A 17,462-nucleotide genomic window follows, 5' to 3' on the forward strand; every position below is an offset into this window, starting at 1 on the left:
CGAAAATAAAAGAGAGTTGTGGACTTTTTTATAATAATTGAGTAGAAAAAGGGCAGTGGGAGACAATAAAACGGAGTTTCTATGTATGATAATTATCGTGCGCAGAAAGAATCGTGTAATAATACGGAGGTTATAATGCGAAAATTATTATATTTTATAGTATGCAGTAGTGTTATACTTTTTGCTTCACCGAGTGTGTCGGTAGCCCAATATGATGCACCTCTTATGGAAGATGCCCTTTATTCTGTTTTATTTCCGAAAATAAATAAAGCAATTGAAAAACAATATGGGAGCTTGAAGCCTTATCAATGTCCTAAAATTATTAGTTTAAAAAAAGTGTATAGCGGTACATATTTATTTCAAGCAAGTATTGAAGTAACGAAGTATGAACGAGTTGCTGGGAAAATTGCTCCACCATTTGAGAAGGTAACGATTACATTTAATAATGAAGAAGGCGAATGGGAAGTGTCAAAGATTTCAGTAAAGCGCTTACCAAATGATACGAAATTAAACTGTAAAAAAACAATATAAAAAATTGTTTGACAAATAAAATGGTCCTTTGGTATTGTTAATAGCAACAATTAGATGTTTGAAAATTAAATAGACTTACCTCATCTACTCTCAAAGGTAGAGGCCGCGATAGGAAAGAGTAAGCTATGGGAGATTTAATGGAATCTGTGATCATAGGTTGAAAGGGACTATTGCCGAAATATAAGAATAACCATCTTATTCATATATTGGGACTGCATTGAATAAATGTAGTACTGTCATAATATTTATTTTATGGAGAGCTATTTGGAGATGTTGATGCGGTTTCTTATTTTGAGGAGATAACAACTCGTTTATTTTTTCAATATATATTTTTCCTAATAAGAAACGCGTGTGAACATTGTTCCGCGCGTTTTTTGTCTATCTAAAAGCGTGCTGCAATGAATAGAAGATTGGGGTTATGAGTTTTAGAGGAAATAAGGGAGGAATTCAAATGTATTTACACGGCACGAGCCGAATCAATGGGCAAGGACACTTAGAAATTGGAGGGTGCGATACGACGCAGCTAGCAAAACAATACGGAACACCACTTTATGTATACGATGAAGAGTCAATTCGAGGAAAGTGCCGCGCGTTTCATCGTGCGTTTAAAGAAAGTGGTTTCTCTTATCAAGTAGCATATGCAAGCAAGGCGTTCTTGTGCATGGAGATGTGCCGAGTGGCTCGTGAAGAGAATATGTCATTAGATGTTGTTTCTGGAGGAGAATTATATACTGCGCTGCAAGCAGGATTTCCGGCATCACGCATTCATTTTCACGGCAATAATAAAACAGAAGAAGAAATTGTGATGGCTCTTCAGGCGAATATTGGTTGTTTTGTCGTAGATAATTTCTTGGAATTAGAAATTTTGCATGATTTAGCAGTGCAACATGGGAAATTTGTGAACATATTAATTCGTGTAACGCCCGGAGTAGAGGCGCACACACATGAATATATTACAACAGGCCAAGATGATTCGAAATTTGGATTTGGCGTGTCAAATGGTCAAGCGATGCAAGTGATTGAGATTGCTTTACAAAAATCAAATTATAATGTGTTAGGAATTCATTCACATATCGGATCACAAATATTTGAAACGGCCGGCTTTGTGCGAGCGATTGAAGTTCTTCGTCAATTTTTAGAAGAAGTGAGAGAGCGAACAAACTATGTAGTAAAAGTGCTAAATGTAGGCGGAGGATTCGGAATACGCTACACAGAGTCAGATACACCATTAACTCTTGAGACATATGTGCGAGCTGTAACAAGTGCTGTGAGGGAACAATTTACAGTATGTAATTATCCCCTGCCAGAAATATGGGTTGAACCAGGCCGTAGTATTGTAGGGGATGCTGGAACGACAATTTATACAGTCGGATCTGTGAAAGACATTCCTGGTATTCGGAAATATGTATCAGTGGATGGTGGGATGACTGATAATTTAAGACCTGCTTTATATAACGCTCGTTATGAAGCGATGTTAGCGAATCGAGGGAATGATGAGAATGAGGAACTTGTCTCGATTGCTGGGAAGTGCTGTGAGAGTGGAGATATGTTAATTTGGGATATCACTCTACCGAAAGTTGCTTCAGCCGATTTATTAGCAATTTCTTGTACAGGGGCATATGGATACTCGATGGCGAATAATTATAATCGGATTCGTAGACCAGCTGTCGTATTCGCGAAAGGCGGCACATCACAAATTGTTGTAGAGCGTGAAACATATGAAAATATTATTGGGAACGATCGCATACGTATTAAAGAACTTGTGTGAATGGGAAAAAGGAGTTGTTCGGATGGGCAATTCCTTTTTTATAAAATAAAATAATTAAAATATATCGGAAAACTAGGATTGAAAAAAATCAGAATTGTGATAAAATACAAATACAAAGCTTATCAAGAGAAGCGGAGGGAACTGGCCCGAAGAAGCTCGGCAACCTGCTTATAGAAAGCAAGGTGCTAAATCCAGCAAAATGGAATCCATTTTGAAAGATAAGGTAAAATATATTACCGAACAGTCTTTTCGAAATGGGAAAGATTTTTTTTATGAATAAAAAGGGGGGCTGTTCGCGTGAGTGTACGGGAACATTTTGAGGAAGTATCTGAGAAAATTCAAGCGATGCTTGCTGATATGAAATATGGTTCAATTACAATTGTTGTGCAAGATGGGAAAGTCATTCAATTAGAGAAAAGTGAAAAGGTACGTTTAAAGTAAAAAGCGCTGACTAGAAAAACTAGAGGCGGTTTTAACCTATTATATTAGGTTAAAACCGTCTTTTTGCTTTTACAGGGGGAAAGAACATGTTGACGTATGAAACGTGGGAAGAAAATAATGTTTCATTTTCAGAAGAAGATGAAACGAAAGGCGCGCTATCAGTATTAAGTTGGGCTTATAAAGAATATAAAAGTGAAATTGTATACGCATGTAGCTTCGGAGTGGAAGGGATGGTATTGCTGCATCTTATAAACCAAGTAAATCCATCTGCTAAAGTTGTATTTTTAGATACGAATGTTCATTTTCAAGAAACGTATGAATTAATTCAAAAAGTGCGGAAACGATTTCCTTCATTAAATATTATAGAAAAACAGCCGGAACTTACGCTTGATGAACAAGCGAAGTTGCATGGTGAGAAATTATGGGAAAGTAATCCGAACCTTTGTTGTAAAATTAGAAAAATTTTACCGTTAGAAAAATCATTAGCAGCGGAAAAAGCGTGGATATCGGGCTTAAGGAGGGAACAATCAGAAACGCGTAAGCATACAAAGTTTATAAATCAAGATCATCGCTTTCAATCTATTAAAGTTTGTCCACTTATTCATTGGACGGGGAAAGAAGTGTGGCGATATGTATACAAACATAGCTTGCCGTATAACCCGCTGCATGATGTTGGATATCCAAGTATTGGGTGTGAGAAATGTACGTTACCTGTAGGTGAGGGTGGCGATTCGAGAGATGGTAGGTGGTCTGGGAAAGTGAAAACAGAATGTGGTCTTCATTACCAATAAGATGAATTTGAAAATAAAGCTAAGAGAGGAAATAGAAAATGAGTACAAGAAACGAATTAATAAATCGTATAGACGAGACATACGACGTATCACAAATCGAAAAAGAAATTGAACTAGACAACATTGCGTTAAGTGATTTAGAGCTATTAGCGACAGGGGCATATAGCCCACTTACTGGTTTTTTAGGAAAGAAAGATTATGATTCGGTCGTAGAAACGCTTCGCTTAGCAAACGGGAGCGTATGGAGTATACCGATTACATTACCAGTAACAGAGGAAGTAGCAGAGAGTCTGAAAGCTGGAGAGGAAGTAAAACTTGTTAATGCTGAAAATGTATATGGTGTCATTCAAATAGAAGATATTTTTGTACCTGACAAGGAAAAAGAAGCGTTACTTGTGTATAAAACGACGGATGAGGCTCATCCAGGAGTGAAAAAATTATATGAACGACCGAACGTTTATGTCGGGGGAGCCATTATTCTTACAAAACGCTTTGAAAATAATCCGTTTCCTTCTTATCATTTAGATCCAATTGAAACGAGAGAAGAATTTAAAAAGCGTGGTTGGAAAACAGTGGTTGGATTTCAAACGAGAAATCCGGTACATCGTGCCCATGAATACATTCAAAAATCTGCCCTTGAAATTGTAGATGGTCTCTTTTTAAATCCACTCGTTGGGGAAACGAAGTCGGACGATATTCCTGCTGATGTAAGGATGGAAAGCTATGAAGTATTACTTCAAAACTATTATCCGAAAGATCGTGTCTTTTTAGGTGTATTTCCTGCAGCAATGCGTTACGCAGGACCGAGGGAAGCGATATTCCATGCATTAGTCAGAAAGAATTTTGGATGCACCCACTTTATCGTAGGGCGCGATCATGCAGGAGTAGGAGATTATTACGGGACTTATGAAGCACAAGAAATTTTTACAAACTTTACAGTGGAAGAGTTAGGGATTACACCGTTATTTTTTGAACATAGCTTTTACTGCACGAAATGTGAAGCGATGGCTTCGACGAAAACATGCCCACACGGAAAAGAGGATCATGTCATTTTATCAGGTACGAAAGTAAGAGAACTATTAAGAAACGGTGAGGTTCCGCCGAGTACATTTAGTCGTAAAGAAGTAGTGGAAGTGCTAATTAAAGGTTTGAAAAAAGAAGTAGTAACAGAATAGGGAGAGAATGACATGGATACGAATATTACTTGGCATACAGCATCTGTTTCAAAAGATGAGAGAAGAGTAAGAAATGGGCATCATAGTTTTGTAGTTTGGTTTACTGGTCTATCAGCTTCAGGTAAATCTACGGTGGCGAACGCGGTTGCTCGTAAACTATTTGAAAAGAATATTGGAAACTATGTACTAGATGGAGATAATGTACGCCACGGTTTAAATAAAGACTTAGGTTTTTCTGAAAGTGATCGTATGGAAAACATAAGACGGATTGGTGAAGTGGCGAAGCTATTTGTAGATCAAGGTACTGTTGTTCTTACAGCGTTTATTTCACCGTTTCGAGTAGACCGAAAACAAGTTAGAGATCTATTAGCAGCAGATGAGTTTATAGAAGTGTTTGTAAAATGTCCAATTGAAGAGTGTGAAAAACGTGATCCAAAAGGGTTATACAAAAAGGCAAGACAGGGTGATATTAAAGAGTTTACTGGTGTTGATTCACCGTATGAGGAGCCAGAGAAAGCAGAGTTAATTGTAGAAACGCACAAGTATTCTATTGAAGAATGTGCAGAACAAATCGTGAAGTACTTACAAGAGCGTAGTTTTACCCCGCATTAACGGGCAGTAAAACTCCCATCTCAAAATTTGGCTAGGGCAAAGAAGTTAGGTGGGAGATGAACTGCCCGTAAATGCCCGATTGGTTCAACTAATAATCAGTGGGGGATGAACACTCCCCACTGATTAAAGTTTCACTTTATATAGGGGGATTAAAAAATGAGTTATGAAAAAGTATGGGCTAACAATGAAAAATTAAATCAGACTGAGAAAAATAAATTGAAAAAAGATGGATTGGAAATCTTTAATGATATTCCTTACTATGCAGAAAATGGCTTCGAATCTATTCCGAAAGAAGAGTGGGACGCATTCAAATGGGCAGGGTTATATTTACAAAGACCGAAAGAAGCTGGATATTTTATGATGCGTGTAAATATTCCTTCAGGAATTATTACGAATGCACAGGCAGAAGTGCTTGCTTCTATCGCTGAGGATTATGGGCGTGACGTAATAGATATTACGACAAGACAGGCGATTCAGTTTCATTGGTTAGAAATTCATCAAATTCCAGATATTTTTAAAAGATTAGCAAGAGTTGGGTTATCTTCAGCGGGGGCGTGTGGTGATATAACGCGTAATATTACAGGGAATCCACTTGCTGGTATTGATGCAAATGAACTGTTTGATACAACGGGTATTGTGAAAGAGGTATATGATTATTTCCAACATAATGAAGAGTTTTCTAACTTACCGCGTAAATTTAAAATGTCTATTAGTTCTAACATTTATAATTCAGCAAACGCAGAGATTAACTGTGTTGCATTTACACCTGCAACGAAAGAGATAGATGGTGAGAAAAAAGTTGGTTTTCATATAAAAGTAGGCGGTGGATTATCAGCCCGTCCATATCTAGCTGATGAATTAGATGTATTCGTTTTACCAGAAGAAGTGAAGGCGGTAGCAATTGCGATTGCTACGATATTCCGTGATTTTGGATACCGTGAAAAACGTCATTTAGCTCGTTTGAAATTTCTAGTTGCAGACTGGGGAGCAGAGAAATTTAAAGAGAAACTAATAGAGTATATAGGACCATTGCAAAGTAAAGGAGAAAGTGCTCTCAAAGGATGGAATGCGGGATACTTTTATGGTGTTCAAGATCAAAAACGAGATGGACTAAAATATGTAGGTTTTAATGTGCCGGTAGGACGTCTACATGCAGAAGAAATGTTTGAGATTGCAAGAATTGCTAAGCAGTATGGAAATGGACAGATTCGTACATGTAATTCGCAAAACTTCATTATTCCGAATGTTCCGCCAAAAAATGTAACAGGTTTACTAAATGAGCCGTTGTTTAAAGCCATATCAGCAAGTCCTAAATCATTTATTGGTCATGCGGTTTCCTGTACCGGTATTGAGTATTGCAATCTTGCTTTAGTAGAAACGAAAGAAAGATTACGCAAAATCGCAGAGTACTTAGATACACAAATTGCACTCGATGTTCCAGTTCGTATTCATATGGTAGGATGCCCGAATTCATGTGGGCAACGTCAAATTGCTGATATTGGATTGCAAGGGGTGAAAATGAAAACGAAGGAAAAAGGAATTGTTGAAGCATTTGAAATATACGTAGGTGGAACGCTGTTAGATGGCGGTGCTTATAACCAAAAGTTAAAAGGGAAAATAGATGGCGAGGATCTACCTGATGTACTTGCATCATTTATAAGCTATTTCAAAGAGAATAAATTACCAGCTGAAACATTTTATGATTTTGTCAGCCGTGTTGGTATAGAGACATTACAAATAGCGTTAAATACTGTGTTAGAAGAAGTAATAGCGTCTTAGGAGGGACAATATGGATTTATATCGATTTGAAGCTGTGTTAGTAAATAGTATTGTTCCGATTGTTGTTGTTGCTCAAAGTGAAGAACAGGCATTTAAGCTCGCGGAGATAGAGCTTGAAAAGCATTTTTTACCGTTACCAGAAGTAAAGGAGATTTCTCTATTTGAAAAAAAGAAGATTCGAAAAGGTGCAGCATTTGTTATTCATGAGTAGGAAAAAGGTAATACGAAATAATGAAAACTTCCATTCGTATATAAGGATGGAAGTTTCACTTTAATAGTAGAAATGAGGAGAGATGATGGGGAAGGTTTATATCGTTGGTGCAGGTCCTGGTGATCCAGATTTAATTACTGTGAAAGGGTTGAAATGTATTAAGAAGGCAGATGTTATTTTATACGACCGTCTCGTGAATAAAGAGTTGCTTTCCCATGCAAAGCCTGAAGCGGATTTAATTTATTGCGGAAAACTACCAAATTATCACACGATGAAGCAAGAGACGATTAACACGTTTCTTATTAAATATGCGAAAAAGGGAAAAGTTGTAACGAGGCTAAAGGGCGGGGATCCATTTGTATTTGGTAGAGGAGGAGAAGAAGCTGAAGCGTTAGCAAAGCAAGGGGTACCATTTGAAATCGTTCCTGGTATTTCAGCTGGAATAGCTGCTCCTGCTTATGCTGGCATTCCAGTGACACATCGTGATGCAAGTGCAAGTTTTGCTATTGTGACAGGGCATAGGAAAGAAGGTGCTGAAGAAGTGAAGTGGGAAAATTTAGTGAAAGGTGTAGAGACTTTAGCTGTATATATGGGGGTTAGCAATTTACCCTACATATGTGAACAACTGATGAAGCATGGAAAAGACAAAAGTACACCTGCTGCTATTATTGAACGGGGAACGACATCAATGCAGCGCACAGTTGTTGGGACGTTAGGAACAATTGTGGATGTTGCAAAAAAAGAACAAATTCAAAATCCGAGCATGATTGTAATTGGAGAAGTGGTCCGTTTTCGAGAAAAAATCCATTGGTTTGAGAAACAGACAGAAAGTACCTATCAAGTAAGTGGAGTGTTATAAAATGAAAGCCATCTTATATATATGCCATGGAAGTCGTTTGAAAGCAGCTAAAGAAGAAGCGGTTGCATTTATTACGTCATGCATGAACCGTGTAGAGGCAAGTATTCAAGAAGTTTGTTTTTTAGAGTTAGCGAGCCCAACGATTAATGAAGGGTTCCGTACATGTGTGAAGCGTGGTGCTACAGAGATTATTGTTATTCCAGTTTTTTTATTAGCGGCAGGTCATGTGAAAAAAGATATACCGTTTGAATTGGAGAAGTTAAATAATCAATTTTCGAATGTTAAAGTGACCTACGGTAACCCGTTTGGTGTATCAGAAACACTTGTGAAATCGGTGTATAGTGGAAGTGGCATTGAACAGGAAGATAAGAATGAAGTGACGCTACTTCTCGTAGCAAGAGGGAGTAGTGATCCTGAAGTATTAAGAGATATAAACTGGATTGCTTCTTTATTTCAACATGAAGAGAAAATTAAAAAAGTAGAGGTTTGTTATTTAGCGGCTGCCGAGCCGAAATTTGAGGAGAAGTTAAAGGAAGTTGTTGAACGAAAAGAAAAGAATATCGTTGTACTGCCTTACTTATTATTTACAGGTTTACTTATGAAACATATTGAAAAAGAAGTGCGCCAATATGAGTTGGATGAGATAAAAATAAGTCCGTATTTAGGAAAGAATGAAGCATTTCAATATATGTTAATTCAGAAAACGAAGAAATTATTGAAGGGAGATCAATATGTATCCACTTACAGTGCGAGTTGAGAAGAAACGTGTTGTTGTCATTGGTGGAGGAAAAGTCGCGGGATTCAAAATTATTCCTTTACTAAAACAAGGTGCGGATATAGTTGTGGTAAGTCCTGAATTGGATGCGAATTTAGTGAAACTTGTGGAAGAAAAGAAAATTCGTTGGTATCAAAGGGAGTATGAAAAAAGTGACATTAAAGGTGCTTTTTTAGTCGTTGCAGCGAGTAGTGATGCCGTATTAAATGAACAAGTTGCTGAAGATAGCGCAGAAAATCAGTTAGTAAATGTTATTACGAACCCGGAAAGTGGTAATGTTCATTTTCCAGCGGCAATTCATCGTGGATTATTGAATGTGGCTGTTTCTACCGGAGGAGCGAGTCCGAAACTTGCAAAAAAAATTCGTGATGATATCGCAAATAAATATGATGAGGCGTATGAACCGTATCTTGATTTTTTATCCGAAGTTAGAATAAAAGTGAAAGAACTACAAATAGAGAAAAGAGAGAGAAATATATTGTTGCAAGAAGTATTAAAGTCGGTATATGTTCAAAATGAACAAAAAAGAGAATTGTTTTTACAAGAATTAGAGAGAAGAGTTCATATAGGATAATGAATAAATTGTACTTTACAACTATAAAAATATAATTTATAATCACAAGTAACTTCAATAGATGAAATCGATGAGCAAGAAGAGTATGTATATTTGATACGTTCAGAGAGCTGGGGGAAGGTGTGAGCCCGGTACGATAAAATATACAGAATGGGCTTGCGAGAGGTATGTTGAACATTGTAGTAGGCAACCCGGGTTCCGCCGTTAAAAGGATAGAGTATCGGAATTTTCCTGTACTTGAACAAGTGGGATTTATCAATCCAATTGAGGTGGTACCACGGTATTTACATTACATATATCGTCCTCTACATGCATATTTGCGTGTAGGGGACTTTTTTATTTTCTAAAGGAGGTGTGCGAGTATGAAATGAAAGTGTATAATTAACAAAAGTTTAAATATTCAGAAAAGGAGAATTTATGATGAAAGAAACACAGCAATGGACATCGAAAATAGGCTTTGTACTCGCAGCAGCCGGAGCCGCAGTAGGTCTTGGTGCCATATGGAAATTTCCATATGTTGCAGGTAATGGTGGGGGAGGCGCATTCTTCCTTGTATTTTTACTATTAACTTTATTTATAGGTATGCCTCTTCTAATAGCGGAATTTGTCATTGGACGTAGCACCCAAAAAGAGGCAGTTACAGCTTATAAAGTACTAGTACCAAATAGTAAATTATATCCTTGGATTGGTCGTATGGGAGTTGTAACTTGTTTTAGTGTACTCTCTTTCTATAGTGTCGTAGGTGGATGGATTTTACTGTACTTATACTATAGTATTACAGGAAGCTTTTGGAATGGTGTTGTTGATTATGGAAAATTATTTGGTGAAACGATTTCAAATCCAGTAAGTGCGATTGGAGCGCAATTTATCTTTATGCTTTGTACTATTTTTGTAGTAAGTAAAGGTGTAGAGAAGGGAATAGAAAAGGCAAGTAAGTATATGATGCCACTATTATTTATTTTGTTTATTGCAATCATTATTCGTGCGTTAACACTCGATGGTGCTTTTGCTGGGGTAGAGTTCTTTTTGAAACCAGATTTTTCAAAGCTGACAGCAGATACGATTTTATACGCGATGGGACAATCGTTCTTCTCGCTAACAGTAGGTGCCTCAGTAATGGTCACGTATAGTTCGTACTTGAAGAAAGAAGAACATTTAGCTAAATCAGCAACGTCTATTGTAAGTTTAACTGTTTTTATTACAGTACTTGCAGGATTAGCAATTTTCCCGGCGATTTTCGCATTAGGCGTTAAGCCGACTGAAGGACCAGGACTACTGTTTATCGTCCTTCCAGCAGTATTTGCGAAAATACCATTTGGACAATTTTTCTTCATTATGTTTTTAGTTTTATTTTTCTTTGCAACTTTAACATCTGCGATTTCCATGCTTGAAATTGTAGTAGCATCTGTTGCGAAAGATAATGAGAAAAAGCGTCCGTCAGCATCATTATTAATTGGTATTCTTATTTTTGCAGTTGGAATCCCGTCAGCATTATCGTTTGGAATTATGAGTGATGTGAAAATATTTGGTAAGACATTCTTTGATTTCGTCGATTTTTCGGTAAGTAATATATTACTGCCGCTCGGAGTACTAGCCATTTCACTATTCGTACCAAATAAAATGAGTAAAGAAATGTTAATGAAAGAATTAGAAGTTACGGAAACGAAAGGGAAAACATTATTTAATATTTGGTTTTTCTTGCTTCGTTATGTTATTCCAGTAACGGTAATTATTGTATTTTTAAATGCGATAGGCGTATTTAAAATGTTTGCATAATAAAAAGACGGAGATTTCTTCGTCTTTTTATTATGTTGTAGGTGTATTCAATAAACGATTATACGCTTTATAGGCTGTGACGACTGCAATGAATGATCCGATTAAAAATAATGCTGAGCCGCCAAATGTAAATAACCGGCCAATGTAAGTTTCTCTAGCTTCTTCTATTTTCTGTTGTAATTGTGTATTCATATGATTCACCTCGTAAAATATGGGCATTTAGTTGTAGTCTATGTGGAATGCCTATAGTGTGTGAAGTGGAAATAAAAAAACTCGGTATGAACCGAGTTTTTTCTATAATCCGATATAAGGAGATGGATCCACTGCGTTTGTCTTACCGACATTCCATTCTCCAAGGTGAAGTTCAAAGTGTAAATGCTGCCCGTATGATTGGCCAGTATTTCCCATGAATCCAAGTTGAGTGCCTTGTTTTACAGTTTGTCCATTTGATACAGAACGGCTACTCATATGAGCATATACTGTCGTATATGTTTTTCCGTTTATACGGTGAGATAAGTACACAACGTTTCCGTAACTAGATGATAATTCTGAGCGAATAACAACACCATCAGCAGCGGCAATAATTGGAACGGTTCCTGAGGCTGCGATATCGATTCCTTTATGGTTATCTATAGAGCGCACGCCAAACCCAGAAGTTTTTGATCCAGCTGCTGGCTTAATAAACCCGCCAATATTTGTATCGTGTGGTGTTGGAGCTGCTTGAGCTGTTTGAGCAGATGTAGTGGCTTGTTTACGAGCTTCTTCTGCCTTGCGAGCTTCTTCAGCTTTACGAGCTTCTTCGGCACGTTTTTCTTCTTCAATTGCTTTTTGAACAGCTTGACGCTGATTTTCTAAAATGCCTTTAGATTCTTCTAATCCTTCAATCTCTGAATCTACTTTTGCTACTTTTGCATGTAGATCGCTAATAAAGGTTTGCTGCTGTTGTTGGTTATTTTGTAATTCTTGCTGTTTTTGTTCTAATTTTTGCTCGGATTCTTTCAGTTGTTGCTCTTTTTTCTCAACAGCCTCTTTTTCTTTCGTCACAGCATTTTGGTCAGTTGTTTGCTTTTTAACAATATCTGTATCATTGTTTAAAATTAAACTTACAGAGTACATATTATCAACAAGATCAGCAATGTTTGTAGAATTTGTTAATACCTCTGTAATGATGTTTGTACGAGGTTTTTCTTGCATAGATTGTAAACGTTGTTTAATAACTTCCTGACGCGTATCTATGTTTGTTTGTAATTGCTCTATATGTTTCTTTTTTTCAGTAATTATTTGTTGTGTTTTACTAATTTCTTTTTTTGTATCGTTTAATTCAGCTTCGTTTTTATTAATAGAAGTAGTTAAATCGTCGATTTTCTTTTGTAATTCTTGAATTTCTTTTTCTATTTGTTCTTTCTCAACTGATTTATTTTGTAAGTCATTTTGTTTTCCTTCTAATTCAGATTGAATATTAGATAATTTATCTTGATTCGTTTCAGCGTATACGGGTGAAAGTAACGGAGAAACAAAAAGTGTTCCTGCTGCTAAAACACTAAACGCTGCAAATTTCTTTTTCATGGTTGTCTGGCTCCTTTCCCTATGAATGTTATATATCATAAGAAGAAGAGTGTCTATCGTTGTAACCATAATGTAAAGAAAATTTTATAAAGTTGCTAAGTTTTGTCGGAATTTATCATTTTTCAACAGTATCTGTAATGGTGATTTTATTTTTTTAGTTTGTGCAACAAAGGTGTATTCTAGATTTTATCTGTAAAATAAAGGGAGAAAATCGTGATTTTATATAGTGAAATTCAAGTTGAAAACCCACTAAAATACTAGTGAGGAATCGTTCTCATGTTAGGTTTTCTGACATGGGTTTTATTTTTGTCAAGAAAATTATTTGTGTTCAGGAAAAGTTATTTTGTTGTCAGATTTAATTTTTTGATTTATGATTTTTAACAGGGACAAAATGTAGTGAATTGTCGAATAATATGTAATACTCTTAATTTCAAGTTTTATAGATATAGAATGAGAGGTAGAGTGACACATCGAAGAGGGGGTTACAACAAATATGAAAAGAATAGGACTTGCATGGCAAATATTAATAGGACTTGCGCTTGGTATTGCAGTTGGGGCGATTTTCTTTGGCAATCCGGCAGTGGTGAGTTACTTACAACCAATTGGTGATATTTTCATCCGATTAATTAAAATGATCGTTGTACCGATTGTTGTAGCAAGTATTGTTGTTGGGGTTGCTGGTGTTGGCGATGTTAAAAAATTAGGTCGACTAGGCGGAAAAACAATTATTTACTTTGAAATAATTACAACAATTGCAATTATTGTCGGTCTATTAATTGCGAATATTTTCCAACCAGGAAAAGGCGTAAATATGGAGCAGTTAACAAAGACAGATATTTCGAAATATACACATACGACAGAGCAAGTACAAAGTCACTCATTTGCAGATACATTTGTAAATATTGTTCCAACGAACATTATGAAGTCATTAGCTGACGGAGATATGCTTGCTATTATCTTCTTCTCTGTATTATTTGGTTTAGGTGTAGCAGCAATTGGTGAAAGAGGAAGACCGGTTCTTCAATTTTTCCAAGGTGTAGCTGATGCAATGTTTTACGTAACAAACCAAGTTATGAAATTTGCACCATTTGGTGTGTTTGCACTAATTGGAGTTACAGTTTCTACATTTGGTCTTTCTTCATTAATTCCATTGGGGAAATTATTAATTGTAGTATACGGGGCAATGATTTTCTTCGTTGTAGTCGTATTAGGACTTACAGCGAAAATATTTGGAATTAACATTTTCCAATTCTTTAAGATTTTAAAAGACGAACTGATCTTAGCATACTCTACAGCAAGTTCAGAAACAGTTTTACCGAAAATCATGGAGAAAATGGAGAAGTTCGGTTGTCCGAAAGCAATTACATCTTTCGTTATTCCGACAGGTTATTCATTTAACTTAGATGGATCAACTTTATATCAAGCAATTGCAGCTATTTTCTTAGCGCAAATGTACGGTATTGATTTATCCATTACACAACAAATTACATTATTACTAGTATTAATGCTTACATCAAAAGGTATTGCGGGTGTACCGGGCGTATCATTCGTTGTATTATTAGCGACACTTGGTACAGTAGGTATTCCAGCTGAAGGTTTAGCCTTCATCGCTGGTATTGACCGTATTTTAGATATGGCTCGTACAGCAGTTAACGTTGTAGGAAACTCTTTAGCAGCTGTAGTTATGTCTAAGTGGGAAGGTCAATATGACGCTGAAAAAGGACAAGCTTATTTGAAAGAGATTTCTGAAAAAGGACAAGCAGCTTAATTATAATTTGAACAAGCTCTCACATAATATGTGGGGGCTTTTCTATATAGAAGGGGAGCGGACGTAATGAAACGTAAATATGGTGACGGTTCTTCGTGGAAGCGACTAATAGAGAAGGATTATACGGTTAAGCAAGTGGAAGAAGGAATGCTAGGAATATTAGAAATAAAAAAGGTAAGAGAACCTAGTTGTAAAGAATATGATGGTAAAGAACTTTGTATCGCAGGGAATCAATATACGTGGATTCAATATTTCATAGACGGGAAAAACTTTGCGATTACAGCTATGTTAGATGATCAGAAAAAATTAGTGCAATATTATATCGATGTGGCGAAAGAACATAAAATTGACGACCGTGTTTTACCGTATTTTGATGATTTATATTTAGATGTAGTGTTATTACCGAATGGTAAAATGTATATATTGGATGAAGATGAGCTAGAGGATGCTTATAAAAGTGGCGATGTTACAAAAGAAGAGTATGAGTTAGCTTGGTACACTACGAAATGGATAATAGATGCAATAAAAAATAGTGAATTTTATTGGATTTCAATATTGGAAGAAGAAATCAAAAAGTTAAAATGATTGTTGTATTCAAATTTTTGTATAATTACCAAAAAAATCTATACAAAAAATAATTGACTTTTGTTTTGTAAGCGAGTAAAGTTAGGGAAGAAATTATTATTAAAAAATAAATATGAAACCTTCTTATAAAGAGAGGCGGAGGGACTGGCCCTACGATGCCTCGGCAGCGGACTCGATTTCAGAGTGCTGTGCCAAATCCAGCAAGCATGTGCTTGAAAGATGAGAAGAGCGTTCCTTATAGATGTATAAGACCTCTTCTCATTGGAAGAGGTCTTTTGTTATTCATTAGAAAAGGTTGAAACTAGGGAGAGATGGTACTTTGAAAGAAACGAGAGGAAATGGTTTGGCTTTATTACCACTTGGGATATTTTTGGCGCTATTTATTGGTTCTGGAATTATTACAGGTGATTTCTATAAATTGCCGATACTTGTAGCAATTTCAATTGCTGTAGGAGTCGCTTTAGCGATGAATCGTAAAGAAAGTTTTAATGTAAAAGTAGAACGATTTGCTAAAGGTGCAGGGAACCCGGATATTATGATTATGGTTCTGATTTTTGTACTTGCAGGAGCATTTTCTGAAACAGCAAAAGGGATGGGTGGCGTTGATTCTACAGTTAATTTAGCGTTATCCATTTTACCGCAAGGATTTATCGTAGCTGGAATTTTTGTTATAGGGGCATTTATTTCATTAGCGATGGGAACTTCAATGGGAACAATTGCTGCATTAGCACCAATTGCTGTAGGTATTAGTGGGCAAACTGATATCTCTATTGCACTTACGATGGCTACTGTTGTTGGTGGGGCGATGTTTGGGGATAATTTATCATTTATTTCAGATACAACAATCGCAGCTGTACGTTCACAAGGAACAGAAATGAAAGATAAGTTTAAAACGAACTTTTTAATTGTATTACCAGCAGCTATTATTACAATTGTACTATTAGTAATCGTTACTTTAGGAAGTGACACGCAGATTAAAGCGCATAGCTTTGACTGGATAAAGATTTTACCGTATGCAGGAGTACTTATTACAGCATTGCTTGGTTGGAATGTACTTATTGTGTTAACTGGTGGAACTGTACTATCCGGCGTTATAGGTCTTTTAGATGGGAGTTACACGTTAGAGAGTTTCTTTAAAAGTGTAACGACTGGAATGGGCGGTATGATGGAGTTAGTATTACTTGCTATTTTAATTGGTGGTATGGTCGAACTGATTCAATATAATGGTGGTATTCAATATTTAATGAATATTTTAACTCGCAACATTCGTTCGAAAAAAGGAGCAGAGTTCGGTATCGCTGGCTTAGTGAGTATGACGAATATGTGTACAGCGAATAATACGATTTCTATTATTTTTACAGGTCCACTTGCGAAAAACATTGCAGATCAATATGAAATTGATCCTCGTAAATCAGCGAGTGTATTAGATCTTTTCTCATGTTGTGTGCAAGGGTTAATTCCGTATGGTGCGCAAATGTTAACGGCAGCAGGATTTGCGGCGTTATCTCCGATTGAATTGTTACCATATGCGTTTTATCCGATCTTAGTTGGAGTATGTGGAATTATTTCTATATTAATTGGTTTCCCGAGGTTTTCTAAAGTAGCGGGAAAGAAAGAGTATCACAAAACAGCATAATTTAAAATGAAGTTTATGAATAGTAATGAAAGCCGTACAGAGAATGTTCTCTGTACGGCTTTTTATGTGCGATAAAAGAGTGAATCATCCTATCCTACCGCATATTTTTACAAAAGGCTGAATGCAACTCAGTCTTAAGTCTGAGTCGAAAACGGTTCTTAAGCTCGTTATGGAAAAGTGAAAAAATAGTTAAGATAAGAGTATCAAATCGAAGGGAGGCAAGCACAAGATGAAACAATTTCTAGCGTTTATCGCGGCTGGTATTTTAGCTTTAATTGCTCTTGGCAGTCTTGCTGGTATTATAGGATTCGCAATTGGAGCAGGAGTTGTGTACTGGAGCTATAAATCATTTGTGCGAGCACAATCATTTTTTGGAAAGTTAGCTTGGGGTATTGTTGGTTTGATCGGCTTGTCCATCGCCCTTTCTCATTCCCCAGCATTAATCGGTATCGCAGCATTAGTAGTTTTATACTACGGATACCGTGAGTGGAAAAAAGAAAAAAATGTAGTTGTTGATTCTGCACCAGAAAGTTCTAAACCATATAGCAACTTTGAAGATGAGTGGAACAAGTTAATGAAAAACTAATAAAAAATTAATAAAAACCAAATCAAATT

At 36.4% G+C, this 17,462-nt stretch carries 18 protein-coding genes, 3 riboswitches and 1 other annotated feature; of the genes, 16 read left to right on the forward strand and 2 right to left on the reverse strand.

Annotation, left to right across the window (positions count from 1 at the left end; all coding sequences use genetic code 11):
- The first annotated feature begins 135 nt into the window (after positions 1-135).
- The 12 genes from ACSG5Z_RS19745 to ACSG5Z_RS19800 all read left to right on the forward strand — a co-directional run bounded on the left by ACSG5Z_RS19745 (position 136) and on the right by ACSG5Z_RS19800 (position 11,292).
- On the forward strand, positions 136-531 hold the full coding sequence (locus ACSG5Z_RS19745; protein WP_001228833.1) for a DUF3888 domain-containing protein: 396 nt from the start codon (positions 136-138) through the stop codon (positions 529-531).
- An 89-nt stretch (positions 532-620) separates the two neighbouring features.
- Positions 621-802: riboswitch (Lysine riboswitch) on the forward strand.
- Between the two features lie 180 nt (positions 803-982).
- Positions 983-2,299 carry a diaminopimelate decarboxylase gene (gene lysA, locus ACSG5Z_RS19750; protein ID WP_048544900.1) on the forward strand — a complete coding sequence of 439 codons (1,317 nt, stop codon included), beginning with the start codon at positions 983-985 and terminating at the stop codon, positions 2,297-2,299.
- Between the two features lie 116 nt (positions 2,300-2,415).
- Positions 2,416-2,524, forward strand: a riboswitch (SAM riboswitch).
- A 72-nt stretch (positions 2,525-2,596) separates the two neighbouring features.
- Positions 2,597-2,740 (forward strand): YezD family protein, encoded by a 144-nt coding sequence (locus ACSG5Z_RS19755; RefSeq protein WP_000116163.1) that lies wholly within the window; start codon positions 2,597-2,599, stop codon positions 2,738-2,740.
- Positions 2,741-2,826: 86 nt separating this feature from the next.
- The gene (locus tag ACSG5Z_RS19760) at positions 2,827-3,531 is read left to right on the forward strand and encodes a phosphoadenylyl-sulfate reductase (protein WP_435712005.1); all 705 of its coding nucleotides are present in this window, start codon (positions 2,827-2,829) and stop codon (positions 3,529-3,531) included.
- Positions 3,532-3,569: 38 nt separating this feature from the next.
- Positions 3,570-4,706, forward strand: a complete 1,137-nt coding sequence (gene sat / locus ACSG5Z_RS19765) for a sulfate adenylyltransferase (protein WP_046955252.1) — start codon at positions 3,570-3,572, stop codon at positions 4,704-4,706.
- 12 nt (positions 4,707-4,718) lie between these two features.
- Positions 4,719-5,318, forward strand: a complete 600-nt coding sequence (cysC, locus tag ACSG5Z_RS19770) for an adenylyl-sulfate kinase (protein WP_097917507.1) — start codon at positions 4,719-4,721, stop codon at positions 5,316-5,318.
- A gap of 156 nt (positions 5,319-5,474) precedes the next feature.
- Complete coding sequence (locus ACSG5Z_RS19775; RefSeq protein WP_087985508.1) at positions 5,475-7,097, forward strand: nitrite/sulfite reductase; 1,623 nt, start codon at positions 5,475-5,477, stop codon at positions 7,095-7,097.
- A gap of 10 nt (positions 7,098-7,107) precedes the next feature.
- On the forward strand, positions 7,108-7,308 hold the full coding sequence (locus ACSG5Z_RS19780) for a DUF3906 family protein (RefSeq protein WP_000366913.1): 201 nt from the start codon (positions 7,108-7,110) through the stop codon (positions 7,306-7,308).
- 85 nt (positions 7,309-7,393) lie between these two features.
- Positions 7,394-8,167: a uroporphyrinogen-III C-methyltransferase gene (gene cobA / locus ACSG5Z_RS19785; RefSeq protein ID WP_435712006.1), complete on the forward strand. Its 774-nt coding sequence runs from the start codon at positions 7,394-7,396 to the stop codon at positions 8,165-8,167.
- 1 nt (position 8,168) lies between these two features.
- Entirely contained in the window at positions 8,169-8,924 is a 756-nt protein-coding gene (locus ACSG5Z_RS19790; RefSeq protein WP_098199249.1) for a sirohydrochlorin chelatase, read from the forward strand.
- The gene (locus ACSG5Z_RS19795; protein WP_098147979.1) at positions 8,899-9,516 is read left to right on the forward strand and encodes an NAD(P)-binding protein; all 618 of its coding nucleotides are present in this window, start codon (positions 8,899-8,901) and stop codon (positions 9,514-9,516) included. Before ACSG5Z_RS19790 ends, ACSG5Z_RS19795 begins: the two co-directional genes overlap by 26 nt.
- Before the next feature lie 61 nt (positions 9,517-9,577).
- Positions 9,578-9,825, forward strand: a binding site (T-box leader).
- 111 nt (positions 9,826-9,936) lie between these two features.
- Positions 9,937-11,292 (forward strand): sodium-dependent transporter, encoded by a 1,356-nt coding sequence (locus ACSG5Z_RS19800; protein WP_137012669.1) that lies wholly within the window; start codon positions 9,937-9,939, stop codon positions 11,290-11,292.
- Positions 11,293-11,322: 30 nt separating this feature from the next.
- Here the strand turns inward: ACSG5Z_RS19800 and ACSG5Z_RS19805 are convergent, their stop codons facing one another.
- Both ACSG5Z_RS19805 and ACSG5Z_RS19810 read right to left on the reverse strand, forming a co-directional pair.
- A complete protein-coding gene (locus tag ACSG5Z_RS19805) occupies positions 11,323-11,484 on the reverse strand; it encodes a hypothetical protein (protein WP_001096003.1) in 162 nt (53 codons plus the stop codon).
- Positions 11,485-11,586: 102 nt separating this feature from the next.
- Positions 11,587-12,858: a murein hydrolase activator EnvC family protein gene (locus ACSG5Z_RS19810; protein WP_087985513.1), complete on the reverse strand. Its 1,272-nt coding sequence runs from the start codon at positions 12,856-12,858 to the stop codon at positions 11,587-11,589.
- Between the two features lie 493 nt (positions 12,859-13,351).
- Between ACSG5Z_RS19810 and gltP the strand changes: the two genes are divergently transcribed.
- The 4 genes from gltP (at position 13,352) to ACSG5Z_RS19830 (ending at position 17,433) form a co-directional block, all read left to right on the forward strand.
- Positions 13,352-14,626, forward strand: coding sequence for a glutamate/aspartate:proton symporter GltP (gene gltP / locus ACSG5Z_RS19815; RefSeq protein WP_137012671.1), 1,275 nt, complete (start codon positions 13,352-13,354; stop codon positions 14,624-14,626).
- A gap of 66 nt (positions 14,627-14,692) precedes the next feature.
- Positions 14,693-15,211 (forward strand): ribonuclease FAU-1 family protein, encoded by a 519-nt coding sequence (locus ACSG5Z_RS19820; protein WP_435712007.1) that lies wholly within the window; start codon positions 14,693-14,695, stop codon positions 15,209-15,211.
- A gap of 120 nt (positions 15,212-15,331) precedes the next feature.
- A riboswitch (SAM riboswitch) is annotated at positions 15,332-15,437 on the forward strand.
- A 93-nt stretch (positions 15,438-15,530) separates the two neighbouring features.
- Entirely contained in the window at positions 15,531-16,847 is a 1,317-nt protein-coding gene (locus ACSG5Z_RS19825) for a Na+/H+ antiporter NhaC family protein (protein ID WP_033659650.1), read from the forward strand.
- A gap of 229 nt (positions 16,848-17,076) precedes the next feature.
- Positions 17,077-17,433 carry a lmo0954 family membrane protein gene (locus ACSG5Z_RS19830; RefSeq protein WP_000808634.1) on the forward strand — a complete coding sequence of 119 codons (357 nt, stop codon included), beginning with the start codon at positions 17,077-17,079 and terminating at the stop codon, positions 17,431-17,433.
- Positions 17,434-17,462 lie beyond the last annotated feature (29 nt).

It is taken from the genome of Bacillus pretiosus, assembly GCF_051294775.1.
Taxonomy (GTDB): domain Bacteria; phylum Bacillota; class Bacilli; order Bacillales; family Bacillaceae_G; genus Bacillus_A; species Bacillus_A wiedmannii.

Bases quoted from the DNA above. Each gene is read 5' to 3' on its own strand.
- sat (WP_046955252.1), top strand. From the start codon at position 3,570: ATGAGTACAAGAAACGAATTAATAAATCGTATAGACGAGACATACGAC.
- gltP (WP_137012671.1), top strand. From the start codon at position 13,352: ATGAAAAGAATAGGACTTGCATGGCAAATATTAATAGGACTTGCGCTT.
- cysC (WP_097917507.1), top strand. From the start codon at position 4,719: ATGGATACGAATATTACTTGGCATACAGCATCTGTTTCAAAAGATGAG.
- ACSG5Z_RS19795 (WP_098147979.1), top strand. From the start codon at position 8,899: ATGTATCCACTTACAGTGCGAGTTGAGAAGAAACGTGTTGTTGTCATT.
- ACSG5Z_RS19800 (WP_137012669.1), top strand. From the start codon at position 9,937: ATGAAAGAAACACAGCAATGGACATCGAAAATAGGCTTTGTACTCGCA.
- lysA (WP_048544900.1), top strand. From the start codon at position 983: ATGTATTTACACGGCACGAGCCGAATCAATGGGCAAGGACACTTAGAA.
- cobA (WP_435712006.1), top strand. From the start codon at position 7,394: ATGGGGAAGGTTTATATCGTTGGTGCAGGTCCTGGTGATCCAGATTTA.
- ACSG5Z_RS19775 (WP_087985508.1), top strand. From the start codon at position 5,475: ATGAGTTATGAAAAAGTATGGGCTAACAATGAAAAATTAAATCAGACT.
- ACSG5Z_RS19790 (WP_098199249.1), top strand. From the start codon at position 8,169: ATGAAAGCCATCTTATATATATGCCATGGAAGTCGTTTGAAAGCAGCT.
- ACSG5Z_RS19745 (WP_001228833.1), top strand. From the start codon at position 136: ATGCGAAAATTATTATATTTTATAGTATGCAGTAGTGTTATACTTTTT.
- ACSG5Z_RS19805 (WP_001096003.1), bottom strand. From the start codon at position 11,484: ATGAATACACAATTACAACAGAAAATAGAAGAAGCTAGAGAAACTTAC.
- ACSG5Z_RS19810 (WP_087985513.1), bottom strand. From the start codon at position 12,858: ATGAAAAAGAAATTTGCAGCGTTTAGTGTTTTAGCAGCAGGAACACTT.
- ACSG5Z_RS19820 (WP_435712007.1), top strand. From the start codon at position 14,693: ATGAAACGTAAATATGGTGACGGTTCTTCGTGGAAGCGACTAATAGAG.
- ACSG5Z_RS19830 (WP_000808634.1), top strand. From the start codon at position 17,077: ATGAAACAATTTCTAGCGTTTATCGCGGCTGGTATTTTAGCTTTAATT.
- ACSG5Z_RS19760 (WP_435712005.1), top strand. From the start codon at position 2,827: ATGTTGACGTATGAAACGTGGGAAGAAAATAATGTTTCATTTTCAGAA.
- ACSG5Z_RS19780 (WP_000366913.1), top strand. From the start codon at position 7,108: ATGGATTTATATCGATTTGAAGCTGTGTTAGTAAATAGTATTGTTCCG.